Origin of the sequence: Pseudomonas sp. BRM28 (assembly GCF_002939405.1) — a bacterium.
Taxonomy (GTDB): domain Bacteria; phylum Pseudomonadota; class Gammaproteobacteria; order Pseudomonadales; family Pseudomonadaceae; genus Aquipseudomonas; species Aquipseudomonas palmensis.
Genome location: NZ_PEFV01000001.1, coordinates 2,688,212 through 2,709,918, shown reverse-complemented (window position 1 = coordinate 2,709,918; position 21,707 = coordinate 2,688,212). Strand labels below are relative to the sequence as shown.

At 60.1% G+C, this 21,707-nt stretch carries 25 protein-coding genes and 1 pseudogene; 3 read left to right on the top strand and 23 right to left on the bottom strand.

Annotation, left to right across the window (positions count from 1 at the left end):
* Positions 1 to 4: 4 nt before the first annotated feature.
* The gene (locus CR917_RS12965; protein ID WP_158255588.1) at positions 5 to 2,359 is read left to right on the top strand and encodes an SIR2 family protein; all 2,355 of its coding nucleotides are present in this window, start codon (positions 5 to 7) and stop codon (positions 2,357 to 2,359) included.
* 143 nt (positions 2,360 to 2,502) lie between these two features.
* Here the strand turns inward: CR917_RS12965 and CR917_RS27705 are convergent.
* The 3 genes and pseudogenes from CR917_RS27705 to CR917_RS12955 form a co-directional block, all read right to left on the bottom strand.
* Positions 2,503 to 2,940: pseudogene (locus tag CR917_RS27705) on the bottom strand (DNA adenine methylase); the annotation flags it as partial.
* A 98-nt stretch (positions 2,941 to 3,038) separates the two neighbouring features.
* A complete protein-coding gene (umuC, locus tag CR917_RS12960) occupies positions 3,039 to 4,313 on the bottom strand; it encodes a translesion error-prone DNA polymerase V subunit UmuC (protein WP_104572424.1) in 1,275 nt (424 codons plus the stop codon).
* Positions 4,306 to 4,731 carry a LexA family transcriptional regulator gene (locus CR917_RS12955; RefSeq protein ID WP_104572423.1) on the bottom strand — a complete coding sequence of 142 codons (426 nt, stop codon included), beginning with the start codon at positions 4,729 to 4,731 and terminating at the stop codon, positions 4,306 to 4,308. The genes umuC and CR917_RS12955 overlap by 8 nt, the downstream gene beginning before the upstream one ends.
* Before the next feature lie 158 nt (positions 4,732 to 4,889).
* Here CR917_RS12955 and CR917_RS12950 point away from each other — a divergent pair, with 158 nt between their 5' ends.
* Together CR917_RS12950 and CR917_RS12945 are read left to right on the top strand one after the other, a co-directional pair.
* Positions 4,890 to 5,093 carry a hypothetical protein gene (locus CR917_RS12950; RefSeq protein ID WP_104572422.1) on the top strand — a complete coding sequence of 68 codons (204 nt, stop codon included), beginning with the start codon at positions 4,890 to 4,892 and terminating at the stop codon, positions 5,091 to 5,093.
* 375 nt (positions 5,094 to 5,468) lie between these two features.
* Complete coding sequence (locus CR917_RS12945) at positions 5,469 to 6,020, top strand: hypothetical protein (protein WP_104572421.1); 552 nt, start codon at positions 5,469 to 5,471, stop codon at positions 6,018 to 6,020.
* A gap of 65 nt (positions 6,021 to 6,085) precedes the next feature.
* On the opposite strand, the gene CR917_RS12940 is transcribed toward CR917_RS12945, so the two are convergent.
* From CR917_RS12940 to CR917_RS12845, 20 genes are all read right to left on the bottom strand, one after another.
* On the bottom strand, positions 6,086 to 6,622 hold the full coding sequence (locus tag CR917_RS12940) for a lysis protein (RefSeq protein ID WP_371920433.1): 537 nt from the start codon (positions 6,620 to 6,622) through the stop codon (positions 6,086 to 6,088).
* A complete protein-coding gene (locus CR917_RS12935; RefSeq protein WP_104572420.1) occupies positions 6,619 to 7,278 on the bottom strand; it encodes a glycoside hydrolase family 19 protein in 660 nt (219 codons plus the stop codon). The genes CR917_RS12940 and CR917_RS12935 overlap by 4 nt, the downstream gene beginning before the upstream one ends.
* A 49-nt stretch (positions 7,279 to 7,327) precedes the next feature.
* Positions 7,328 to 8,374 carry a phage late control D family protein gene (locus CR917_RS12930; RefSeq protein WP_104572419.1) on the bottom strand — a complete coding sequence of 349 codons (1,047 nt, stop codon included), beginning with the start codon at positions 8,372 to 8,374 and terminating at the stop codon, positions 7,328 to 7,330.
* 70 nt (positions 8,375 to 8,444) lie between these two features.
* The gene (locus CR917_RS12925; protein WP_104572418.1) at positions 8,445 to 8,651 is read right to left on the bottom strand and encodes a tail protein X; all 207 of its coding nucleotides are present in this window, start codon (positions 8,649 to 8,651) and stop codon (positions 8,445 to 8,447) included.
* The gene (locus tag CR917_RS12920) at positions 8,626 to 9,471 is read right to left on the bottom strand and encodes a phage tail protein (protein ID WP_173925047.1); all 846 of its coding nucleotides are present in this window, start codon (positions 9,469 to 9,471) and stop codon (positions 8,626 to 8,628) included. Before CR917_RS12920 ends, CR917_RS12925 begins: the two co-directional genes overlap by 26 nt.
* Before the next feature lie 8 nt (positions 9,472 to 9,479).
* The gene (locus CR917_RS27935) at positions 9,480 to 11,951 is read right to left on the bottom strand and encodes a phage tail tape measure protein (protein ID WP_104572417.1); all 2,472 of its coding nucleotides are present in this window, start codon (positions 11,949 to 11,951) and stop codon (positions 9,480 to 9,482) included.
* A gap of 139 nt (positions 11,952 to 12,090) precedes the next feature.
* On the bottom strand, positions 12,091 to 12,384 hold the full coding sequence (locus CR917_RS12910) for a phage tail assembly protein (RefSeq protein WP_256589666.1): 294 nt from the start codon (positions 12,382 to 12,384) through the stop codon (positions 12,091 to 12,093).
* A gap of 12 nt (positions 12,385 to 12,396) precedes the next feature.
* Complete coding sequence (locus tag CR917_RS12905; protein WP_104572416.1) at positions 12,397 to 12,906, bottom strand: phage major tail tube protein; 510 nt, start codon at positions 12,904 to 12,906, stop codon at positions 12,397 to 12,399.
* 12 nt (positions 12,907 to 12,918) lie between these two features.
* A complete protein-coding gene (locus CR917_RS12900; RefSeq protein ID WP_104572415.1) occupies positions 12,919 to 14,085 on the bottom strand; it encodes a phage tail sheath family protein in 1,167 nt (388 codons plus the stop codon).
* Between the two features lie 86 nt (positions 14,086 to 14,171).
* Complete coding sequence (locus CR917_RS12895) at positions 14,172 to 14,600, bottom strand: phage tail assembly chaperone (RefSeq protein ID WP_104572414.1); 429 nt, start codon at positions 14,598 to 14,600, stop codon at positions 14,172 to 14,174.
* Between the two features lie 6 nt (positions 14,601 to 14,606).
* Positions 14,607 to 16,568 carry a phage tail protein gene (locus CR917_RS12890; protein ID WP_104572413.1) on the bottom strand — a complete coding sequence of 654 codons (1,962 nt, stop codon included), beginning with the start codon at positions 16,566 to 16,568 and terminating at the stop codon, positions 14,607 to 14,609.
* Positions 16,568 to 17,170: a phage tail protein I gene (locus tag CR917_RS12885; RefSeq protein WP_104572412.1), complete on the bottom strand. Its 603-nt coding sequence runs from the start codon at positions 17,168 to 17,170 to the stop codon at positions 16,568 to 16,570. The genes CR917_RS12890 and CR917_RS12885 overlap by 1 nt, the downstream gene beginning before the upstream one ends.
* Position 17,171: 1 nt before the next feature.
* Positions 17,172 to 18,053 carry a baseplate J/gp47 family protein gene (locus CR917_RS12880; protein ID WP_104572411.1) on the bottom strand — a complete coding sequence of 294 codons (882 nt, stop codon included), beginning with the start codon at positions 18,051 to 18,053 and terminating at the stop codon, positions 17,172 to 17,174.
* A complete protein-coding gene (locus CR917_RS12875) occupies positions 18,050 to 18,376 on the bottom strand; it encodes a GPW/gp25 family protein (protein ID WP_104572410.1) in 327 nt (108 codons plus the stop codon). Before CR917_RS12875 ends, CR917_RS12880 begins: the two co-directional genes overlap by 4 nt.
* Positions 18,377 to 18,380: 4 nt before the next feature.
* A complete protein-coding gene (locus CR917_RS12870; protein WP_104572409.1) occupies positions 18,381 to 18,581 on the bottom strand; it encodes a hypothetical protein in 201 nt (66 codons plus the stop codon).
* Between the two features lie 44 nt (positions 18,582 to 18,625).
* Positions 18,626 to 19,204 carry a phage baseplate assembly protein V gene (locus tag CR917_RS12865; protein ID WP_104572408.1) on the bottom strand — a complete coding sequence of 193 codons (579 nt, stop codon included), beginning with the start codon at positions 19,202 to 19,204 and terminating at the stop codon, positions 18,626 to 18,628.
* Positions 19,201 to 19,713, bottom strand: coding sequence for a hypothetical protein (locus CR917_RS12860; RefSeq protein ID WP_104572407.1), 513 nt, complete (start codon positions 19,711 to 19,713; stop codon positions 19,201 to 19,203). Before CR917_RS12860 ends, CR917_RS12865 begins: the two co-directional genes overlap by 4 nt.
* Positions 19,703 to 20,368 carry a hypothetical protein gene (locus CR917_RS12855; protein ID WP_104572406.1) on the bottom strand — a complete coding sequence of 222 codons (666 nt, stop codon included), beginning with the start codon at positions 20,366 to 20,368 and terminating at the stop codon, positions 19,703 to 19,705. Before CR917_RS12855 ends, CR917_RS12860 begins: the two co-directional genes overlap by 11 nt.
* On the bottom strand, positions 20,365 to 20,679 hold the full coding sequence (locus CR917_RS12850; RefSeq protein WP_104572405.1) for a hypothetical protein: 315 nt from the start codon (positions 20,677 to 20,679) through the stop codon (positions 20,365 to 20,367). The genes CR917_RS12855 and CR917_RS12850 overlap by 4 nt, the downstream gene beginning before the upstream one ends.
* Positions 20,680 to 20,681: 2 nt before the next feature.
* On the bottom strand, positions 20,682 to 21,677 hold the full coding sequence (locus CR917_RS12845) for a major capsid protein (RefSeq protein WP_104572404.1): 996 nt from the start codon (positions 21,675 to 21,677) through the stop codon (positions 20,682 to 20,684).
* Positions 21,678 to 21,707: the final 30 nt, after the last annotated feature.

Genomic DNA, 21,707 nt, shown 5'->3' with positions numbered 1-21,707 from the left:
GAAAATGCAAATTCAGAATGAAGCCCTTTTCAAGCATCACCTACTGAATGGAATCAATCTCTTTACAGGGTCGGGCTTCTCAGTACTAGCTAGCGGCCTAATGAGAGATACTCCCAAGACCATGCCTGTTGGCGACGGTCTGCGTAAAGAGCTTCTCGATGTATTCGAAAGAGATTCCAAATCAAATCTTTCATTATCACAGCTTTGCCAAATACTTAGCGCAACAAGAAAGCAAGAACTAATTGAATTCCTCAAAACCAGATTCACAACAATAAACTACAATAATGAGTATGAAGGCCTAGAGCGAGTAAATATTAAGTCAATATTCACAACTAACATTGACGACCTAACCTACCGAATCTACGAAAATAGTCAAAACTACTATTTGAACGACATAGCTATACGCGGCCCATCAATTAACGAAAGAAACGCAATCGATTACATTGCGCTGCATGGATGCGTTCGTTACGAAGATGAGAGCTTTGACTTCTCTCCAGTAGAACTCTCATCAAGCTTCGAGCGAGACAAGGACAAATGGTTTGGATACATAAATAGAATAAAAAACACCCCAACACTATACTGGGGCTATAGTGTGTCAGACGCAGGAGTACTGCAATCACTAGCAAAAGACACAACGAACGGAAAAGATCGAGCCCCTTCTTGGATAGTATTAAGAACGGACGACAGCGAAGCTAGAGAATATTACAGCGCTCTTGGATTTCAGATAATTATCGGCGAAACCCAACAATTACTAAATTACTTCAAGCAACTAAAAGCAACCCAAAAGCCCGATAAGAAGCAAATTCGAGCAGCGTCTTCATTCAAAGAATATAGAGTGCCAGAAAAAGCACAAATGCCAGTTCGGACACTAGGTGAATTTTACCTAGGTGCAGAACCAATTTGGTATGACGTTTTTTATGGAAACCTTCATAAGAACGAGCACTTCCACCAAATTAGCAACAGTATTGCCGCCGAGAAAAACATCATCCTGACTGGAGGTGCGCTAACCGGCAAGACGACGCTCCTAAAGTTATTGACAATTACCTCAGCCGATTTTGGATGGCCGTTCTATATTGAAGAAATCACTCCTGAAAAAGCTAGCCTGTTAAAGCGAGAGATCGACTCAGAAGGCAGAAGAGTGCTTCTATTTGTAGACAACGCCGCAGATGCTTGGGAAGCGATTAACCTGCTTGCCGACAGCCCAAACATTACAGTTGTCGCTGCAGAACGTGATTACATATACGACAGTGTGGCACATAGATTTCCACGCCGCAAATTTGATCCTATCGACGTTACAGGCCTGACTGCATTAGATGTACAAGCAGTTCGAGACAAGATTCCCGCCGGACTTAAACGTCGAGAGGTAATTAAACCTCTTCCTAGAGAACTAGACGTTGACACCCCCCCTACTTTCTTTGAAGTCATTGACAGTGCCATTGCTGACCACTCTCTAACAGAGCGATTTATAGATGCACTCAAAAGCCTAAAAATAGAGTCCCCTTTTAAGCACGACCTTCTGATATTGTGCTGCTACCTGTACTCTTGCCGCGTACCGACATCGATGGATGTGGCTATAGCTTATTCTCGCAACCATACCACCGACCCTCAAGAAATACTCGACACTCTTGTTTCAATGGGTAGTTTCCTTTCAGCATACGAAGGTTCCCTCTCAGACTCTACGCAGGCATATTTCGTACCTCGTTCCCGCTCGGTTGCTGACGCTGTAATGCGTAAAATCCCCTCCGAGGACCTTAAGCATTTATTGCTTACATTCCACCGTGAAGTTTCTCCAACGAAAATCAGCAGATACGATATTTTTCGCAGAGGAGCATATGAGGCCGGGCTAGTGGGCAAAGCATTTCCTAGCTGGCAAGAAGGCTTAGATTTTTATGAACTGGCTTCAACAAGAGATCATTCCCACTCTCTGAAACAGCAAGGGGCAATTTATTTAGCACATCGAAAACAGTATCACTTAGCTTTCAGCTGGATTGATGAAGCGCTGACAATGATCGGCAGAAGGAACGCGCCTGTCAAAAACACATATGCCGTTATTCTATTCTCAGCAAATAGCGACAAACCACTCGACGCCGACGTCATTGCCACACTTATTGAAAGCATGGAGATCCTAGTAACCTGCTATAACAGCGACATTCGCAAAGCTTATCATGCGAAGGTCTTTGCAGACCAAGCGGTTAAATTCTCGAACCGCCTACCTAATCAGCCAGAAAGCATCCAGTATTTAGATCAAGCACGAGAGTGGCTTGAAGCCGAACTAGCATTACGCATCGGAGATCGCACTATGACCAGGATGATCCAGCAATTGAAGCAAGCAAAACGCGCAATAAGTCGAGCAGTTTAGAACGATGACTCCAGCATAGCAATTTTAGCGCGCCAAGCCCGGAATTTGGGCTTGGCGTAATAAACATAATTACCCTCACTCTTTTGCTCGGAAATTGGAAATGATCCAGAGAATAGCGAGGTTAAAGCTGGCCCTCACCTCCATGGCGTCGAGTTCATGGTGACCATCACCCTGCTCTTGCAGCACAGCATTAACTTAGCCATTTTCTCGTAGTTATCGAACTGAAAGTCGACCTCGTACAAGGTCTGCCATACGGCGAGTCCATGTTGTGAAAGATGTACTCTCGATCGTAGCATTCGGCGCATTCCAGCCAGAAGAGTTTCTCCTCGATTTGCAACAGGCCGGACGGGTTGTCACAGTACCGAATTTCCAGCCCGTAGCTCTGCCGCCAAAGGGATGCAGTTGTAAGTAGAAAAACCGGACAGCACGCTGAATATCAGTGTGGGTTTCGGGTCGGGTCATCTTCTGCCATTCGGAAATCTGTCTCTCGAGTTGATGGGCCATTTTAACTGACTGATGATCTCTTCCAAGTGATTCTGCCCCACCCGATAGAACGTTAACAGATCGCCGTTTAGGTCATCACCTATTTTCCCGAAACAATACAAAACGCCCTTCACAAAATAATTTATTAAGTTCAAGGAGTCTTCCTTCTCAGCCTAGATTCCCTATTGTTTTAACTTTAAGCGCAACTCACTATCCATAGCTGGTCGAGCCGAGTGGTGTAGCTCTGACTTATCATCGCGTGCCGCATCCCCCAGTCCGGGGTTGAGGGTACACTTGCCGATCGCAATGTGCCCTTCCCCCATCGACTATTGATCTCATCCAGTACCGTCATTACCCGGGTAGCTTCAGCCGGCTGGGCATCGGCGAAGAGATCATCCGTGAACTCGCCCCGCTGACAGAGCCCCATCAGCAGCACCTCGGCCTTGCTGTACTTGAACCCTGGTCGAAACACGCGATCGAGCGCAGCAACTGCCGCCTTCGTCAGCACGCGCACATCATCCGTTGGGTACGGCAGATCAATGATCACACCGTTGGCGTACTTGGCTTCGTCGGGATTGAACATGCCGGTGCGGATGCTGACGCGCACCTTCTTGCACACTGAACCCTGGGCGCGCAGCTTCTCCGAGGCACGCATCATATAGGTGGCCACCGCTTCCTTGATCGGCGGCAGCTCCTGCAGGCGCTTGCCGAACATCCGGCTGCAGCAGATCTCCTGCTTCGGGGGATCTGGCTCATCGAGCTCCAGGCAAGGGGTCCCGGTCAGCTCGCGGGCAGTCTTCTCGACCACCACACTGAACTTCTTGCGTAGCATCCATGAGTCGGCCTTGGCCAGATCCATCGCGGTCTTGATACCCATCCCTTCGAAATGAGCATTCATCCGCCGGCCGACGCCCCACACCTCGCTTACCGCCGTATTCCTGAGTACCCAGTCGCGCTTGAACGGGTCGCAGATGTTGACCACGCCACCGGTCTGCACCTGCAAGCGCTTGGCCGTGTGGTTGGCCAGCTTGGCCAGGGTCTTGGTGCCGGCGATACCAACGCCGACCGGTATACCGGTGCAGCGCAGCACTTGGGCGCGGATGCGCCGGCCGAGCTGGTCCAGGTCAGCCATCCCCGTCAGATCGGCGAAGGCCTCGTCGATGCTGTACACCTCGACTGCCGGCACCATCGACTCGATCAGCGTCATGACCCGCTCGCTCATGTCTCCATACAGCGCATAGTTGGACGAGAACGCCACGATGCCATGCTGCTTGAGCTTGTGCTTGATCTGGAAGTACGGCTCGCCCATCTTCACGAACGGCTTGGCATCGTAGCTGCGCGCAATTACGCAGCCATCATTGTTGCTCAGCACGACGATGGGCACCTTGGCCAGGTCCGGGCGGAACACGCGCTCACACGATGCGTAGAACGAGTTGCAATCGACCAGGGCGAAGACAGGTGCTCTAGACATGGCTGCGCACGCTACCGATGATCACGCCCCAGATCGACAGCTCGTCCCCTTCCAGCACGTAACGCGGTGGGTATTTGGGGTTCTCGGACAGCAGGATCACGTCCTTGCCGCGAATGCACAGGCGCTTGCACACCGGGTCATTGTTCAGCAGGGCCACAACGATGTGCCCGTGCACCGGCTCGAGCGAGCGATCGACCACAGCGAGGTCACCGTCGAAGATGCCGGCGCCCTGCATGCTTTCACCAGTGATGGAGACCAGGTAGACGTGGGGCGCCCGGATATTGAGCACCTCGTCCAGGGAGATGTGCGCCTCGATGTGATCGGCCGCCGGCGAAGGAAACCCGGCCGGTACATGGAACAGGCACAGGGGCAACTGCAGGCCGCCCTCGGCGATTGGGCCTAGGATTGAATAGCTCATGACGCACGACTTCCGAAAATACTGTACGAATGTACAGTTAACGTTCTGCGAGCCTTGCGGTCAATTTCTCTGTAGGGGATTTCTGATAGGCGGGAGTCAAAATGTGCGGAAGATTGAGCCAGTAACACGGTATCCACGACTTCGTGGATGCACTGAGCATGCCCTATCCGCTGCTGAATAGCATTGGCGACCAGCCACTGGAGCGCTACAACGTCGCGCCAACGACGCGCGTTGCAGTGCTGCGGCTGGAAGAGGAGAAACTGCGCGCGGACCTCGTACGCTGGGGTGGCGGCAGCACTGGGCCAAGGATCGACAACTGGTTAGAATTGCTGGATGAAAGCGGATCGAAGATACAGGCGTAGTTAATCAGATACTATGATGGCCACCCGTCTTTCGCGCCCAAGTCGGTCACATAGCGTCGAACCCACCGAGCATGAAGGATTCGTCGTTGTCACTGCTGACGGACTGTGGCCGTTGTCGGTGACCTCTATTCTTTGTGTAAACTTTTTCAGTTATGTCTCGACCCAGTGACACCAAAAGAAGCATGGCGAACAAACGAATGAGCATTGACGAGACGTCAAATATATTCTGATTTTTTTAGATTGGACACCACAGAGGCGACGAGTAAAACAAAAAAGGCAACTCTGATCAGGTAAACTTAGCAACGCGCTGCCAAGAAATTCACGATCTATCCATAAAATAACTCTCTATCAACCTTACAACAAGACTCTTACATCATGGAAACGATATTTAATTTTTTCCAAAGCTTTCTCAGGGATTTTACATGGAGCAAGCTCACCTTCCTAATTGTTGTTATTGCAATATCCGTTGGAGGACTTATCGCATACGAAATATACACTAGCCACTTTAAGCTTAGCCGCATGAACAGTGAATTGAAGGTAATTCAAGTCATGGTTGAACTTGAGCAGAAAGTGGCCCTCCTTCCTGCTGAATCCGTTAGCAAAAAATATTTTGAGCGTCTAACTCTCGAAGCAGAAAAAAAACCTTTCAATTTAAATATCCAGCACAACTTCCCATCGCACAAATTTGAACGTATATTTTATCAGGCCCTACCCTGGGGATTTATGTTTATCCTCGCAGCTTTATTTGTAACCGAAGGGAAAAGCTCAGCACTTGGAGGCATCTCACTAATCGCCGCTCCATTTATTATTGTCGGGTACAACCTCCCTAGTACTGACAGCCCTTGGATAGTAAATTACCTGTACCCTTGGGGGGCTTTTGTCGGCTTACTGTTCTGCATTTTGTATTTTCAGAGAGACAAAACATAAATCAGTAACAGCTCACCATTTATTCTTTAAAATTTTGCATGGCTGTTTAATTTACCTATGCGTATTCAGGGTTTTTCAACGGAGCTATGGCGTGTCAACTCCCGCACGTATCCTTGACATGCCTGTAGCGCCCTGATTCCTTCGTCACCGTCACCGGTGATGTCGACAATTCGTTGAGCATGCGCTGGGTCAAGTTCGGCTCGCGCGCCTCCATGAACCATGCTGCAGGCGCTGGTGGTGGCTCGCATCCCACCGCCACTACCCTGGGCGGTGCCGGCAAGTAGGACTGACAACCGCAAATCAGCAGTAGCCAGCCGATCACGCAGGCGCGCCTGAGCTTGTTGTGCATCCCGTAATTCCTTGTGTTTGTTTTGTTCATCTGCCTGCAGGCGGTTCTCCAGGGCCCGGCGGCGTTCCTGATCCTGCTGTAACTGATCGAGCACAGCGACCACCGCCGCCTCGCGCTCGGTACCATAAGCCTCGGCCTGCTTGGCCAGCCGCTCGCCGTAGGCATTGTCTTGCCAAAGCCAGGCGACACGGCCGCCCACAGCGAGCCCCAGCAGCAGCGCAAGCGCCGCAAGGCGCCAGTTCATGGCCGTCACTGTAAAACCTCAAGAGCGCGCTTATAGAGCGCCCTGCGCTCATCTGCGCCGTGCAGCACCCGGCCGGGCTGCCCGGTGTTGATGATGCTGCCGATATCCTGAATGCTGCCGGCGTCAGCCAGCTTGTTCAGGCCGCGCTGTGACCACCACCAGGCCGCCGTCTGCGCGGCCACCTCCGGCTGTTCAAGCAGTTCGGGCTTGTCGACCAGCGGCTGGCCCAGGGCGACTGCAGCGGCGCGGTAGTTCGAAAGGCCCGTGAGTTGGATCAGCCCGCGCCCCCGGTACCGCCATCCGTCCCCCTCGACCTTGTTGCCCAGGTTCGTCGCGCCCCAGGCACCGCCGTAGATGCTGTTTGCAATCGCCGGCTGATTGGCCGGGCGGCCATCGATACGGCCGAAGGCACGGGCCGACGCTTCGCTGATGCGGCTCCGACTGAACAGCGCAAGAAGCGCATCGGGCTTGTAGTTCAGATTTTCAGCCAAGACACGCAAATGCCCCGATTCATGCCCTACCTGGGCGATGAACGCGGCCGCGCGCAGGCGGTTGTCGATGCCGAAACGAGCCATTGCGCGGTTCAGCGCAGGCACAAAAATGCCCGCGACTGGGCGGGCCTTGGGGAGGATCTGCAGCAACTGCTGCTCGGTCAGTGGTGACATGCTTTGCTCCATGTTGAAAGGCCCGGCCAGTGCCGGGGCTGGTGGAAGGTCACAGCTCTACGACCTTCACGGGTTGCTTGGCTTTCTTCGTTGTTTTGCCCTTGGCCTTGGCCTTGCCCTTCTTGCCGCCGTTGCATTCGACGGATGTTGTCCAGCCGGCCTGGGTGAATGTCTGCTCGACCGACTCCACCAGGTACTCACCATCGAGCCCCGTCTTGAAGCCCTGGGCGTTGATCGTGATTTCGGCGATCAGATCAGTGCGCCCGGCCATGTCAAGGCGAACGCCGGCGGTGCTGCGGTTGAACGCCGTCAGGCGTGCCTTGGCGGCCTGCTGGGCGGCCGTCTTGTTGGGATAGATATGCCGGTCGGTATGCACGGGCGGCAGCCCGGCTGGGGCGTCGTCGTTGCCCAGCTCGACCACCTGCAGTTTTCCGGTCTTCTTGTCCTGATGCTTGGTCTGCACTGCCTTCTGCGTGCTCTTGTCACCCAGGCGGAACTGGAAGCGGCTCACCTCAGCGCGACTGATCGTGACCACGCCCAGGGCCTTGCCGCTCGCGCTCTTGCCCGCTTGACGCGGCAGCACCAGCAGCTTGCCGTCCCCCACCTTGGCTGTGCAGTCGTACTGCTTGGCCAGGCGCGTGATGAAGTTGAAGTCGGATTCGTTGAGCTGATCGACGCGCGGCACTTTCGTCGTCACCGGGCACACCGGCTGCCAGCCGTTGCGCGCGGCAATGTCGCGCACGATCTGCTGCAGCGGGACGTTCTCCCAGCTGCCGCTGCGCGTGGTCTTGCCGGTACCGCGCATGTCGCTGGCCTTGCCGCGAATCTCGATAGAGTCGGGTGGCCCGGTGAACACCACTTCATCGACCGTGTAACGTCCCAGGCGGGCCAGCGCCTGGCCGGCATACCCCATGTACACCTCGATATGCGCGCCGCGACTGGGCAGCGCCACAGCGCCGGCGCGGTCATCGATACGCAGTTCGAATTCGTCCGACTCCATGCCCGGCTTGTCGGTCGTGCGCAGCGTGGTCAGACGATCATTGATCAGCGCGGTAATGTCCTTGCCGTCCGCGACGATGCGAAACATCGGTTGCATGGCTGAACCTCCAGAAAAGAAAAACCCCGCGCTCGGCGGGGTGTGGTTCGTTACGCGTAACGCGGCTTGGTCAATCCCAAAGCTGCACCACCGCCTCGGCCGGCGCCGGCAGGTCGGGCAAACGGATCAGCACGCCCGCGCGGAACGGTTGAGGCTCGTCGGCCAGGCCCTGATTGACGTCCAGCACGGCCTCGACGCTGCCGTTCAGATGCCCGTAGTAGTGCTGGCACAGCGTATCGAGCAGATCCCCGTCAGACGTTCTGCAGGTCGTTGCCATAGCTCACAAACTCCAGTGAAAAGCCTTGTTTGCGCGGGATGCCGCCGGCCAGCAAGTTGCTCTGGTCTTCCTCGATGCTGGTCAAGCACCAGGTGCCCAGCACTTCGCCATAGCCCGTGGTCAGGTTCAATGGCTGCAACTGCCTGCCGATGCTGCGCAGCGCCTGCAGTTGACCGAGGCCGCCCCGAAACGTCGGAAAGATCGCGCCCTTGAGCGTGATCTTGTCGTCGCCCAGGCCCACCGCCTGCTGCGCAATGCTGCGTGTGAGGCGTTCCTGGCCAGCCCAGCGGAAGCCGGTCTGTCGTCGCAGCTCGTCGAAGGCAGCCGTGTCGAGGTTGAAGTAGTACGGCTGTGCTTCGGGCCGCAGGGGTTGGATGATCAGCAGATGCGGGAACGGCTTCACTGCTTCTGGCTCCGGCGTTGCGTCCGGGGCCAGTGCCCCTGTTGGCAGGATGTTGCCCATTGACGGACTCACCTTGCCGGCCACGCGGTTGATCGCCGCGCTGGCCTTGCTCGCCTGCTCCTTGAGCGTACCGAGGCGTTCCTGCACCTGGGCGGCGGCACTGACCGCCTGGCTGTACACCGCCGCCACCTGGCCAACCTTGGCCTGCGCCGCTGTGATGCCGCGCATCGTGCGCTGCAGCTTTGCGCCCAGGGCGGGCCCCACAAAGGGGATGCCTTCCAGCTCCGACGCGGCCCCGCTGATATCGCTGATCGCGCCGTTGAGCGGCCCCAGCATATCGTCGGCGCTGCGCCGTCCGGCCTCCCCAGCGGCCACCAGCGACCGCATACCCGATTGCAGTTGATCCATGTAGGCCATAGGCCCTCCTAAACGTCTGGTGTGTCGTAGAGTTGACGAGCGGCGGCCTGCCGTCTCATTTCCTCGAACTGGCGGCGCATGTGCGGCTCCAGTTCGCGGGCCAGTTGAGCCGGGTCTTTTACATCGCCCTGTACGGCGATGGGCATGTGAGGCGCATAGGTGAATGACTGTTCGACCTTCGGCGGCGCGGCCTTGGGCGGCTCAGGCGGCTTGATCGCTGCTGCAGCGGCCGGCGCTGCAACCGCCATCGAGCGCACCACCTGCCCCATCGGCGGACCTCCAGCGCCCTCCGGTCCCGCGAGGATGCCAGCGGGCTTTACCCCGGCGCCCGGCTGGAACGCCTGCGCCTGCGTGGCCAGCGACGGCACAGACGGCCCAGGCATCGCTGTCGGCAGCAACGGTGATGGCTTGCCTGCGGCAGCAGGCTTTTCACTCTCACCGAACAGCGAGAGCCCCAAGGCGCCGCCGGCGGCGGTGCCACCCATCGAACCGAGGATGCCGCCGATGATGCCGCCGACCGCCGTGCCGATGCCCGGTACGATCGACCCCAGGGCCGCACCTGCTGCAGCACCGGCCAGGGTGCCCGCCATGCCGCCGGCGGCCTCACCGTAGCCCTCGGCTTTCTCATTGCGCGTTTCCGCGTTCTGATACGTGTCAGCCACTTTCATGCCGGCATCGATCACCGCGAACGCTGCCGCCCCCTTCATCACACCGCCCAGGCCGATGCCGCCACCATTGCCGCGCACCCCACCCCGCTTACCCTTCCCGCCTTTGGTGCTCTTGCGGCCAGCGTCGCCGCCCCCTGCCGCATCGCCGCCGGCGGCCGGCGCGTTGGTGACGAACACCCGCTGCACCAGCTTCGGGTCGCCCATCATCGAGCCCTTCGCGATGTTGGTTACACCCTTCGCAATCTTGAACGCACTGAACGCTGCCCGAGCGGCGATCAGCGCGGCGCCAATCCCGACGATTCCAGCGACCACACCTGGCACTTTTTGCGTCAGGTCGGCGACTGAATAAGTCACCGTCGCCAGCCCGTCAGCAACCCGGTCGGTGATCGGCCGAATAGCATCGCCGAGCCGAACCATCGCCGTTTCCATTGCTGCCGTGGCGGTCCCCCACTTCGCGTTGGACGTTTCTCGCGCCTTGGCCGCGTCCTCCTCGATCTTGACCCGGCCGTCGGTCTCCTTGATCGACGCCATGTCATCCTTGATCGAGTTGCCGTATTTGATCTGCGCAAGCAAGCCGGCACTTGCGCTCTGATCGCTGACGATGCCGGCGAGGCCCGCCGACTCAAGCAGCGAGGCCATCGCCTGGGCTTCCTCGGCGCTGCCGTCCGCGCTCTCCTGAATGCGCTTCTTGAGTGCTTCGACTTCCTTTGCTTTCGATGGGTCCTGCCGCTTGAGCAGCACGTCACTCAGCTTGATGAACGCATCGACCGGGTTTTCTGCTTTGCCGCTCTTGACCGCTGCGGCGATAGACCCGGCCAGGTCGATCCCCTGCTTGGCAAAGCGCTCCTGGCTCGTGCCGCTGATCACTGCATTGAGCAGGTTGTTCATGTTCGTCGCCGCTGCTGCAGAGTCCTGCGTCTGCTTATATTGCGATTGCAGGCTGGCCCCAAGAAAGCGAACCGCCTCGGGGCCTTCCATGCCCAGCTTCTTGATCGTGCCCAGCAGGCTGGGCATGTACCGCGCCATGTCTTTGGGCCCGAACGCACCAATGTCACCGGCGGCCGCGACCTGACCCAGCATCGCGCCCATGTCTTCCTTCTTGACCCCGGCTTCCTTGAAGGCACTGAACAGCGTGGCAATCGTGTCGGCTTCCATGCCCTGCCCGTCGACCAGGTCGGCGATCAGCGGCGCATAGTCCACCGACTCTTCCCAGTCGATCCCCTTTTCGATCAGCCCGCCAACCGCGCTGGCCAGCGCTTGCTGGCTCATGCCGACCTTGGCCGCCACGTCGGCGATTTTGTCCGCCATCTGCTGCTCGCCGTTCTCGCCAGCAACGTGGGCCCACAGGGCCATCTGCCGGATCTGAGCCTGGTAGTCGCCCGAGATTTTGGTGGGAATTGCGAGCGAGGCCGACAGCTTGAGGGCCGAGCCCACGCTGCTTTTCAGGCCCTCGGCGCCCTCGCCGATCTGCTGACGCCCCTTCATGCGCAAATCGACGCCCTGGGCGACACGCTCCAGGGCCTGATACTCAGCACGCAGCTTGTGCAACTGAACGCCCTGCTCTTTCAGGCTCTTGTAGTTGCCCTCCAGCTTTTGCAGCAGTTTGTCAGCACCGGCCGCACCGCTTTGATGCGCCTTGTTCCATTCTTCGCGCAGGCGGATGGTTTCGCCGATGCTGTTCTTGAGTACCTTGGCCTTGTTGCCCTTTTCCTCCAGTTGCTTGATGCGGTTTTCAACCGACTTGAACGACGAACCCACCGTGGAGCTGACGGCGCCGCCGATCACCAGGCCCAAAGCAAATTTGCTGGCCATCTACCCCCCCGTGCCGCAGCAATGGGCTCAATCCGTGAGCCACCAGACCATGTCGGCAAACGACATGGCCATGATTTCGGCGGCGGAAAAATTCAGCTCACTTGCGAGCCGCTTTGCCGCCATCTTCTGGACTGCAGGGTCAAAGCTCGTCGTCGCGCACCAGGCGAAAATAGCCGGCCTGCAGGCGGGTGTAGTCCTTGAGTGCCAGGCCCTCCAGGTCCTGTACGCCGACCTCGGCGAGGCTGGCGAACAGGTTCAGCTCGCGCTGCTCCTCGTCGCCGGCACCGGCCTGGGCGGCGCGAATGTCACGCACAGTCGGCGCACGCAGGGTCAGGCGGTCCACTTGGATATTGTTTGCCTGGGCTGGAGCGGTCAGCGTTACGGTAACGCGGTCAGCTTGAAGGGCCATCCAGCTCGGGGTTTTCTTGGTCATGCGGTGTACTCCTTAAAGGCCCAGGGCCGAACGTTGGGCGGCGAGCTGGTCGACACCGTTGATGACGCGTTTCATGCCGAGCGGATCGATCTCGTAGATCAACCGGCCTTCGACTTCCAGCTTGTAGTAAGTGACGGCCACGTTGTGCTTGATCTCGGCCTTGTCGCCGGGCTTCCAGTCGCCCATGTCGACCTCTTTGAGCGCACCGCGCAGGGTCACGACGACCGGGACGATCTTGCCCTTGAGGCCCTTGAACGCGCCCCGGAACGTGCCGTTGAACGCGGTGCCGTCGGCCAGGCCGAAGAACTTCAGCGACTCGCGGCGCACCCCGGTCGTGGTAAAACCGGCCTCCTGCTTTTCCATGCCCATATCCAGCTCGATGGGCGCATCCATCCCCCCGGCGCGGTGCTCTTCCATCTTCAGGGTGAGCTTGGGCAGGGTCAGGCTGGGCACATCGCCCTGGAAGCTGACGCCATCGACGAACAGGTTCAGGTTGGCCAGGGTTTCGGGAATCATTGCCATGCTTGCAGCTCCTTAAGCAGCGCCGTCGAGGACTTCGGTCAGCCACTGGTTGGTGACTTCCACGCGGAAGTTGGGGTTTTCGGCCGGGGGCACGTCGGTGAAACGGATGTTCCAGTACACCTTGCCCTGCTCCAGCTGGCTGGCCGTGTTCAGTTCGGTGTCGGCGAACACCTCGAAATTGATGATCGCGCCCTGATTCTTGAGGTCGCGCATGAACGCCTGCAGGCCCTCGGTCACGTCCTTGACGTAGGTCGCGGTGATTGAGCGGTCGACCGCCCATTTGTGCCCGTACAGGATGGCGTCCATCACGATATCCATCGTGCGCACGCGGGTGACGAACGCCCACTTCGGGTCACTGCTCAGGGTGCGGTTGCCCCACAGGCGGTAGCCGTCGTCACGAATGATGGTGGTGACGTTGGCGTTGTTGAGCAGGTTGGCCCGGCAGGTTTCGTCGCCGTCCAGAAACTCCACCGGCCGCGATGTACCGGTGATGCCGACGAACTCCTTGTTCGACGGCGAGGCCCAAAAGCCATACTCGTTGTCGGTCCAGGCGAACAGGCCGGCGACCCAGGCCGAGGCCGGGCTGTCGACCGTCGCGCTGGTGATCGTGTCCCACTGCTGCACGCCGGGGTCGACCAGGAACGCGCGCTTGGCGCCGTAGTTCTCGGCATAGGCCAGCGCGGCCTCGTCGGTGGTGTTCGGGCCGTCGATGATCGCGATGCCGCGCAGCTTGTCGGCCAGGGCCACCAGCGCGGTACCGACCGCCTGGGTCGCGCTGTGCTTGGGCGTGACCAGCAGCCGCGGCTGCGCGTTGAAGCGGCTTTTGCCGTCGAGCAGCGCCTGCAGGCCGGTCCGCTTGCCGTCGGCCAGTACGCCGCCGATGATCGCCGAGGTCTGTTCGGCCGCGTCGGCCACCTTGGCCACGCCACACGCCACGATGACGGCCTTGGCGCGCATGTAGATGGCCTGGCACGCTTTGGTGATCGCTGAGTCAGCACCGAACGCCGCCACCGCCTCACGCTCGCTGGTGATCATCACCAGGTCGTTGGCCTTGGCCGTGGCGGTCGGGCCTTCGGTGAAGGTGTCGACCAGGCCGATGATCGAGGACGACGGCAGCGCGATGGTGCGCGCACCGGTGTCGACGTTCGTTACGGTAACGCCGTGAAAGAAACCACTCATGGGAATGCTCCAGAAACGAGAAGGCCCCGCAGTGCAGGGCCTTGAAGGGTGAAACCAGAATGAAAAAACCCCGACAGTGCGGGGCTTTATGGGGTCAGGTCGGCCAGCCAGGCTGGGGGCTCAGGGCGATGCTCGATGGCGGGGAACATCTCCGACTGTGGCCAGTCGCGCAGGGCCTGGCGGTACTGCAGCAGCTCGGCGAACTGCTCAGCCTGCAGCGTGGTGGGCAGCTGCATGTCCTGTTCGTCGCGGTGACGTGCTACTAGCCATTCGTTGGACTGCATCTCAGCATCCCGCCAGATGCGCTCAAGCACGGCCAGTTCAGCAGGGCTCTGCGCAGGGGCTTCCCCGATCTGTATACAACCGTCGATGCAGGCTATCGGGTGGCCATTCGCGATAGCCGCGATCAGTTCGCGCCGCTGATCCGAGGTCACCTCGATACTGCCAGCGGGGATGTTCTCGCCATGCACGTCGGTGTCATAGAAGGTCGCTGCTTTCGGGGCAAAATAGAGCATTACCAGCTACCTCCCTATGCAGAATGCAATAACGCTCTGCACGCTTTTTGCGCTAGCTGTCGAGTTGTAGACGCTGGCTACGATGCTTGATGCGGTCATACCGCTGGTGGTTGCGACCATGCCGACTTCGTTCGAAGTCGCCCCCGTACATGTCACCCATGGCACGAGCGGGCCGGCTGGCCATGCCAAGGGCCAGGTCAAGGTCTTGGCCGAGCTTCCGCCCGAGGCGATGCTAGACATGGAACCGCCATTGACCCACTGCAAAATCCATCCGCCCAGCCAAGACGGTAACGCGATATACCCTGTCGCCTCCAGCAAGACCGAGAACCCGTTGCGCATTTTTTTGGGCGTGACGATCGTTGCATCATCGGTACCGGTATTGACCTGCACCTGGGTTGCGATTCTCGCCGTCCCCAGGTTGGCCTCAGTCGCCTGCCCCGCCAATACGGCAAGCGCCGCTATGTCGATGTTTCCCTGATTGATCGGCGCGTTCCAGGCCTTGATGCACAACATGACTGCGACGTTGCGCGGCCGTGTAGCCCCCCATGCAATTTCACTGGTATCGGTAATTCCGGTTACGTTGCTGCCAGCTACTGAAACCGTCTGAGCCAACGTGTAGTCGGCGCGCTCGCCAGCGTCATACCCAAGGCCGCTGCGCGCATCAGTTGCTGTCGTAGCACCCGAACGGTCAGCAACCGAGCCAACGGCAGGACCAATGTCGAAGCTGTGCACAGAACCTTTTTGCCAGCTGCCCAACTCGCGACCGGCATCAATCCCACGTCCATGATCCCAGCCGCGCAGGAACTCGCCGCGCGACTCCGGCAAACGGAAGTAGCCCGCCGGCTCGGTGCCGTTGTTGAAGGCCCCACCGAGGAACGCGGCCAGGTCAGGGTAGGCCGCAATGCTCTTGGCGCTGCCGTCGACCTCCAGCCAGCCCGGTGGGATCTTGTTTACCGGTAACGCCGCCATGAACCCCACCGGCATCGCCGAAGCCTCAGCGATCATCGCCTCGACCTGGGTCTTGGTGTAGGCGTCCGTGATGCCATAGCCGGTCAATGTGGTCGGATTCGTCGCAGCGACGACGCGGCCGTAGGTATCCACCTTGACGCTGCGATAGGTACCGGCGGCGACCCCACTGCGCCCGAAGGCCATTTCGAAGGCCAGCGCCGTGACGCCCAGGGTAATGGTTGCATCCGTGATCAACTGCCAGCAGCTGTCACCGTTGGCCGTGCCCCGCTCCACCAGGACCAGCAGGCCGGGCGTGACCTTGGCGCTGGTGTCGGCATCCGGGCAGCGCGTCCAGGCGCCCCCGGCGACAACCAGGTACAGCCCATTGTCCTTGGCAGCGGCCTGATTCTTCACCAGCACCCGCGCCCCGGCCGCCAGCGCAACGCCGTCCACCGTCTGCAGGCCGCTCAAGGTGATGGCGGCGGTCGTCGCGGCCAGCACCGAGTGCTTGAAGTCCTGCCGGGCCAGCTCCTCGGCGACCCATTCCCGCGTGGCCAGCACCACGCTCGGATCAATCTTGAGCACCACGTTGCTGGAGCTGCTGACTACCAGGTTCATGCGCACCACCTGGGTACGGCCCGAGCCCTGGCTGAGCAGCGGCTTGTAGGTAGGCGCGCAGTTGGCCACCGCCACCAGGTCTCCGTCGGCGTCGTACAGCCCAACCTCACGAATCCAGCGCCCACCGATCTCGGCCGGAATCACCTGCTCGGCGACGATGACCGCACTGTCGCGCTCGTCGACCTTGAGCTGGTTCAGCGGTGCCCGGCGCCATTCGCCAAGCAAGCTGGTCCAGCTTGCATCGGGCATCGGCAGCGGCGGATTGTCGAGCCCGCCCGGGTTGGCGTCACCGACCGCCATTTGCGTGATTTTCCACGGAATGCCCAGGGCATCCGCATTGGCCTGCTTCGCGGCGCCGACCTTGGTCAGGATCGCGTAAAACTGGGAAGTCTGGTCAACCATTAGTAAATGTCCAGGTAGTCAATGGTGTGCTCGCGTCCGCCACGGCCTATCGAGCCCGTGACCTCAATGTCACGCGGCGCAGGCGGGTAGATATCAAGCTCGTCACCGTCATAGAGCGCAGCGCCGATGCACACGGCCCCGGCCGTTTCCAGGCTGATGGCCAGGCCGGTCATGTGCCGGCTGACTGGCCGGGCGTCGTCGATCAGCGCACTCAGCTCGCGGTAGGTCTCTTCGCTGATTCCCTCGTCGGACACGCCGACCTTGAGCGCGAACGTGCCGGGCACGCCCTCGGGCACCGTCTGGAACCACTCGACCACATCAATCAGGTAGCCGAACGGCTCGACCACCCGGCGCAGCGCGCCGATGGTGCCCTTGTGGGCATGGATGTAGAACGCAGAGCGGATCACCGAGCGCTTGACCGCCTCGGACCATGTTTCATCCCAGCGGTCGACCGACCAGGCCCAGGCCAGCTGGTACAGCAGGTGGGCCGGGCAGGTGTCGGGGTTGTAGAGCGTGCGCAGGGCAATCTGCAGGTCTTCGACGGATGCAGCCTCAACAGCCCGCTCCAGCGGCGTGCTGTTGAGCGGCAGGAGGCTTTGCATGTCAGCCTCCCCGCGTCAGTTCGAAACCCGTGCACCAGGCCGCCTGGGCCTTCGTCGGGCGAATATCCGTCCAGTCCAGCAACTCCACCCGCCCCACCCCACTGATGTGCAACTGCGCATCGACGGCCGAGCGAGAAACCTCCACGCCGAGGCGGCGCCGTGGGTTGACCCATGCCTGCAGGCGCCGCTGACACTCGGCCAGGGTCGCCTCGTTTTCCGGCCCGGTACCGGCCAGGTACAACACCGCATCGATCCGATACGGGATCACCTCGGCGCTGCGCACGTTCAGCCGATCCGCCACCGGTCGCACGTCGTCGTCATTCAAGTGCGCGGCCACCTCGGCCAGCAGCTCGGGGCTGGCCACCCCAGTGCCCTCCAGGCTCAGCACCGTCACATCCACCACCGCCGGGGCCGGGCTTTCGGCCGTGGCGTCAGCCACCAGCCCCGAGGCGTTGCGCGCGTGCAGGATGTAGCTGTTGCGCGGGCCGGCCGTGGTCAGCCCCTCGTACACCAACTGGACCCGCTCGCGCAGGGCGTCGTCCTCCTCGAGCACTTCGGCCACTGGCGGTACCGCCACCAGATCCTCGGCCTGCACCACCAGCCGCTTGAGCCGTACGTTGGCCGCAAGGTGGTCAAGGTCGGCCCCCCTGGCGAAGGCCAGCAGCAGCGCCTTGGCCGCGTCGTTCACCCGCGCCCGGTTGCCCAGCTTGCGATACGCGCCGACCTCCAGCAGCTTGGTCACCGGGTCACTCTCCAGCAGCGCGTCCCAGTTGTCCCCCATGTGCAGCCTGAACGCCGCAAGGTCGTCTTGGAAAACTTGCTCAAAGTCGAGGTCTTCCAGCACCTGCGGCGCGGGCAGCACCGACAAATCCACGATACTCATGCCGTCACCTCCAGCAATTGGCTGTCGCCCAGGTACTGCCCGGTCAGTTGCAGCGTGATCTGGCCGCCCAGCACAGCCACCACACGCACGCGCTCAAGCTTCAAGCGCGGCTCCCAGCGGCTCAGCGAACGGGCCACCTCGGCCTGTACCGCACTTTTCCACCCGTCGTTGACCGGCAGATCGACAAAGCGGCGCAGCTTGCTGCCGTAGTCAGGCCGCATGCGCCGGCTGCCAAGCGGTGTGGTCAGAATGTCTTCTATGGACTGGCGAAGGTGCTCGATGCCCGACAGTGCCAGCCCGGTGCGGCGATCCAGTCCGATCACGGGATTACTCCTGCTGCAGGTCCGGGTGGCCCATCAGGTACTCCAGGGCAACCGTGTCATCGGTGCCGATCACCACACGGGCCTGCGCCACAGGCAGCTCCCGCCCGTCCGGCAGGATCAACGTGCGCGAGGTAAAGCGAGTATCGCGAAACGCCACAGACGCGCCGGGCAGCGCCTCCGGGGCGGTTTTCTTTGCTACGGCCATAGTCTTCTCCAGGTTCAAAAAAGCCCGCGCGGGGCGGGCTGGTGTCAGTGCTTGTGATTGGCGGTGTTGCCGCCGGTGTCGATGATCTTGCCGCCGCCGTTGATATCGCCCGTTACGCGTAACGCGCCGTTGATCTGCACGTCACCGACCAGGGTGATAGTCCCGGTGACCGTGACGCTGCCGGTCAGTGCTGTTATCGCATCATCCGTGACGACGACCACACTGCCGCCGACCTTGGTGGTCACGCTGCCGCTGGGCAGGTCGATGGTGTAGGTCTTGGCCTGCCAGTCGTAGACCAGCGAACCGCCGTCGTCGAAGCGCCACACCTCGACGTGATCGCGGTTGTCCGGCTGTGCACCGGCGTTACCGTACAGCCCCGGCACGAACGTGCCCTGCGCCGGCTCGCCACTGGGGCTGATCAGCGCGCCCTGCTCGCCCAGGCTCGGCGCCCGCCAGTGCCGCGCCTTGCCCGCCGCCTGGCTGTGCCAGCGTACCCAGGCGCTGGTCCAGCCGGCACCGTCTGACACACGCACCATCGCAGACGCCAGGTCGACCCCGACAACGCTGCAGGGCATGACCAGGCCGGCCAGCATGCGGTCATGCTGTGCGCTTGCGTAGCTCATTGCAGTTCCTCCGGCTCGATGCTTTCGGCATCTGGCCCAACCCGGAACACCAGCGTGCCCGGCGGCTGGTTGGGCCATGGCCATTCCTGGTCGCCGAGATAAATCTGCTGAGTCCACTCAACAACCCACACCGCATACCCATCCAGCTCAGGACGAGTCCAGTCCTGTGCCGCTCGCACGAACTCTGCAAGCTCGACGCCCAGCCCCCACGACTGCATGCGCAGGAGGCCGGTCAGCTGTGCAGCGACGAAGGCTGCCTGCTGCTGACAGTCCGGCTGCTCTGGGGCAACAATGACTCGCGCCTCGAACCGAACGACCAGAGCCACCTCACCAGTGCCTCGGTCTACGCCCGGCTCAAACTCTGCCACCTCGATCACAACAGCCGGTACAGGCAACTGCTGGAGCATATGAGGCATCGTCACAACCATCGCAAGACCGGGTACCGCTGCATGTATGCCGCTCTCGATCGCGGCATACAGCCGATCAAGCGTCAGCGGCTCATCGTCCACGTGCACCTCCTTTCAGAACCTTCTGAATTTCAAAGTTGAGCTCCTGTTGCAGCACCTCCATCAGCCGCGCATCAGCCTTGCGCACCCACTGTTCGAACAACGGCCTCACCTCATCAAGTGAGACCTTGGCCTTGGCCAGTGGAAAGCGGTTATCGTTTTCAGAGACCCATCCGGTACGGTAGCCACCTCCCCCCGACACATCGCTGTTCGGATAGTCGGAAGCTCGAAAGTGCTTGCTGCCTGTGCGGATCCAGATATCGGCTTTGCCACCGTAGACCTTCTTGAAGAACGCTCCCTGGTATTGTCGCCCAGCGACCGAGACACCCGAACGGCCCTGTCGAGCCCGACCGATCCGACTCGCCTCGATCGGGTTGATACCGAACCAGAGCTTGCCCGAGCCGTTGTTGGTCACGGGGAACGCACGCAAGCGCTGCCGCACAGCAGCAACGGCAATACGCTCCTTGCGGCTGACGGCACGTCCGATATGAGTAACCAACCAGCGCAGGGTCTTGTTGATCGCACGCCGCTTCGCCGCAGCGGCGGCCTTCGGCATGATCGCGGCAAACTCCTTGAACGCCTGAAAGTCAGTAAGCGAGGGCTGCAGCGTGATCATCCCGGCATCTCGCGACTGCTGGGTGTAGCTGCCGACGCTCATGGTTTGAGCCTCAGCACCAGAGCGACCAGGCCATCACCACCCGGCTCGACCCGAACCAGTGTGTACGACCCACCGCCGTCGTACTCGGGCAACTCGATTCGCACGACCTGCCCGGGCACCACACCGTCAGAATCACTAACCCGCACAACCAGGTGCGGCTCACGCAGCGCGGTGATGATCTTGCCCAACTTGGGCTGCAGCCAGGGCACCGAGAACATGCCAAGCACTTCGCGCTCCTCGATGAAGGCTGTATCACCGAGCAGCTCGAATACCGCGTCATCCACTGAATCAATCAGGTCGCGGAAACTCATGATCAGAGCTTCAGATTGATGACTGCACGCGGCCGGGTGCAGATGTGCAGCGGGTTGGACTGGGCCTCGCCCGCGACGCCTTTACCGAACGGCATTGGCTCGAGCTTGCTGTAGTAAGGCAGGCCCTGGGTGTTGACCGTTTCCATGTAATCGGCTGGGGCGTATACCGAGAGGAACATTTCTGGCACACCCTCGGGCACCAGGCGCGCCTCATCGTCCGCGATGAAAGCGACACCCGCAACCTTGCCCCGGTAGCGCTCCCAACTGATGCCGCCGAACTCGAAGGACATACGGCCATCACCGCGCAACGAAGCGGCCTGCTCGCTGCCTTTGTATGTGTCGACCACCGACGGGTGAGAGATGAGCTTTTTCCAGAAGGTCTTGCCGCAGAAAGCTCGCGAGGACGTCGTAGTCACGCTGCCGAGCGCATCTTCCTGCATGTCCAGCGCTTCAACACACTGCACCTGGACGTTCGCCTCAGGATCGTTGAGCCCCATCGACATGCTCTGGCGCTTAACACCGAAGCGGTCATAAATATCCAGCAACACCGAGCTACCATCAGCGTCGAGCACTTTACCGTTCAGCGCCCCCATACGATGAAATTCGTGGGTCGCATCCAACTGGCGGCGCGCCTTGTCCAGCCGTTTGTTCACTACGTCTTGAACCGCCTGCAGCTCGGTTTGAGTACCGAAAGCGCGGATACCCTGAATCTCGTCGGCCTTGATGGCGAAGCGCTGGGGCAGGTGCACGGTGTTGAACGGCAGCAGGATGCGCTTGCTGGCATTGACCACCAACCCCGAGGTGCCGCGCTCACCTGCCGGCACCAGGGCCAGCTTGTCGCCGTCTTTCTCGATCTGCACGGTCAGGGTCGTGACACCCTCCTCCTCGAACAGGCCAAGCGCGGCCAGTCGGCCCGGCACCAGCTCCTGCTCGTTGATCGCAGCGGTCAACGCAGCGACGCCGAATGCGTCGTCTTCAAAAATGGCGATATCAGCCATGGGAATACTCCAGAAAGCATAAGCCCCGCT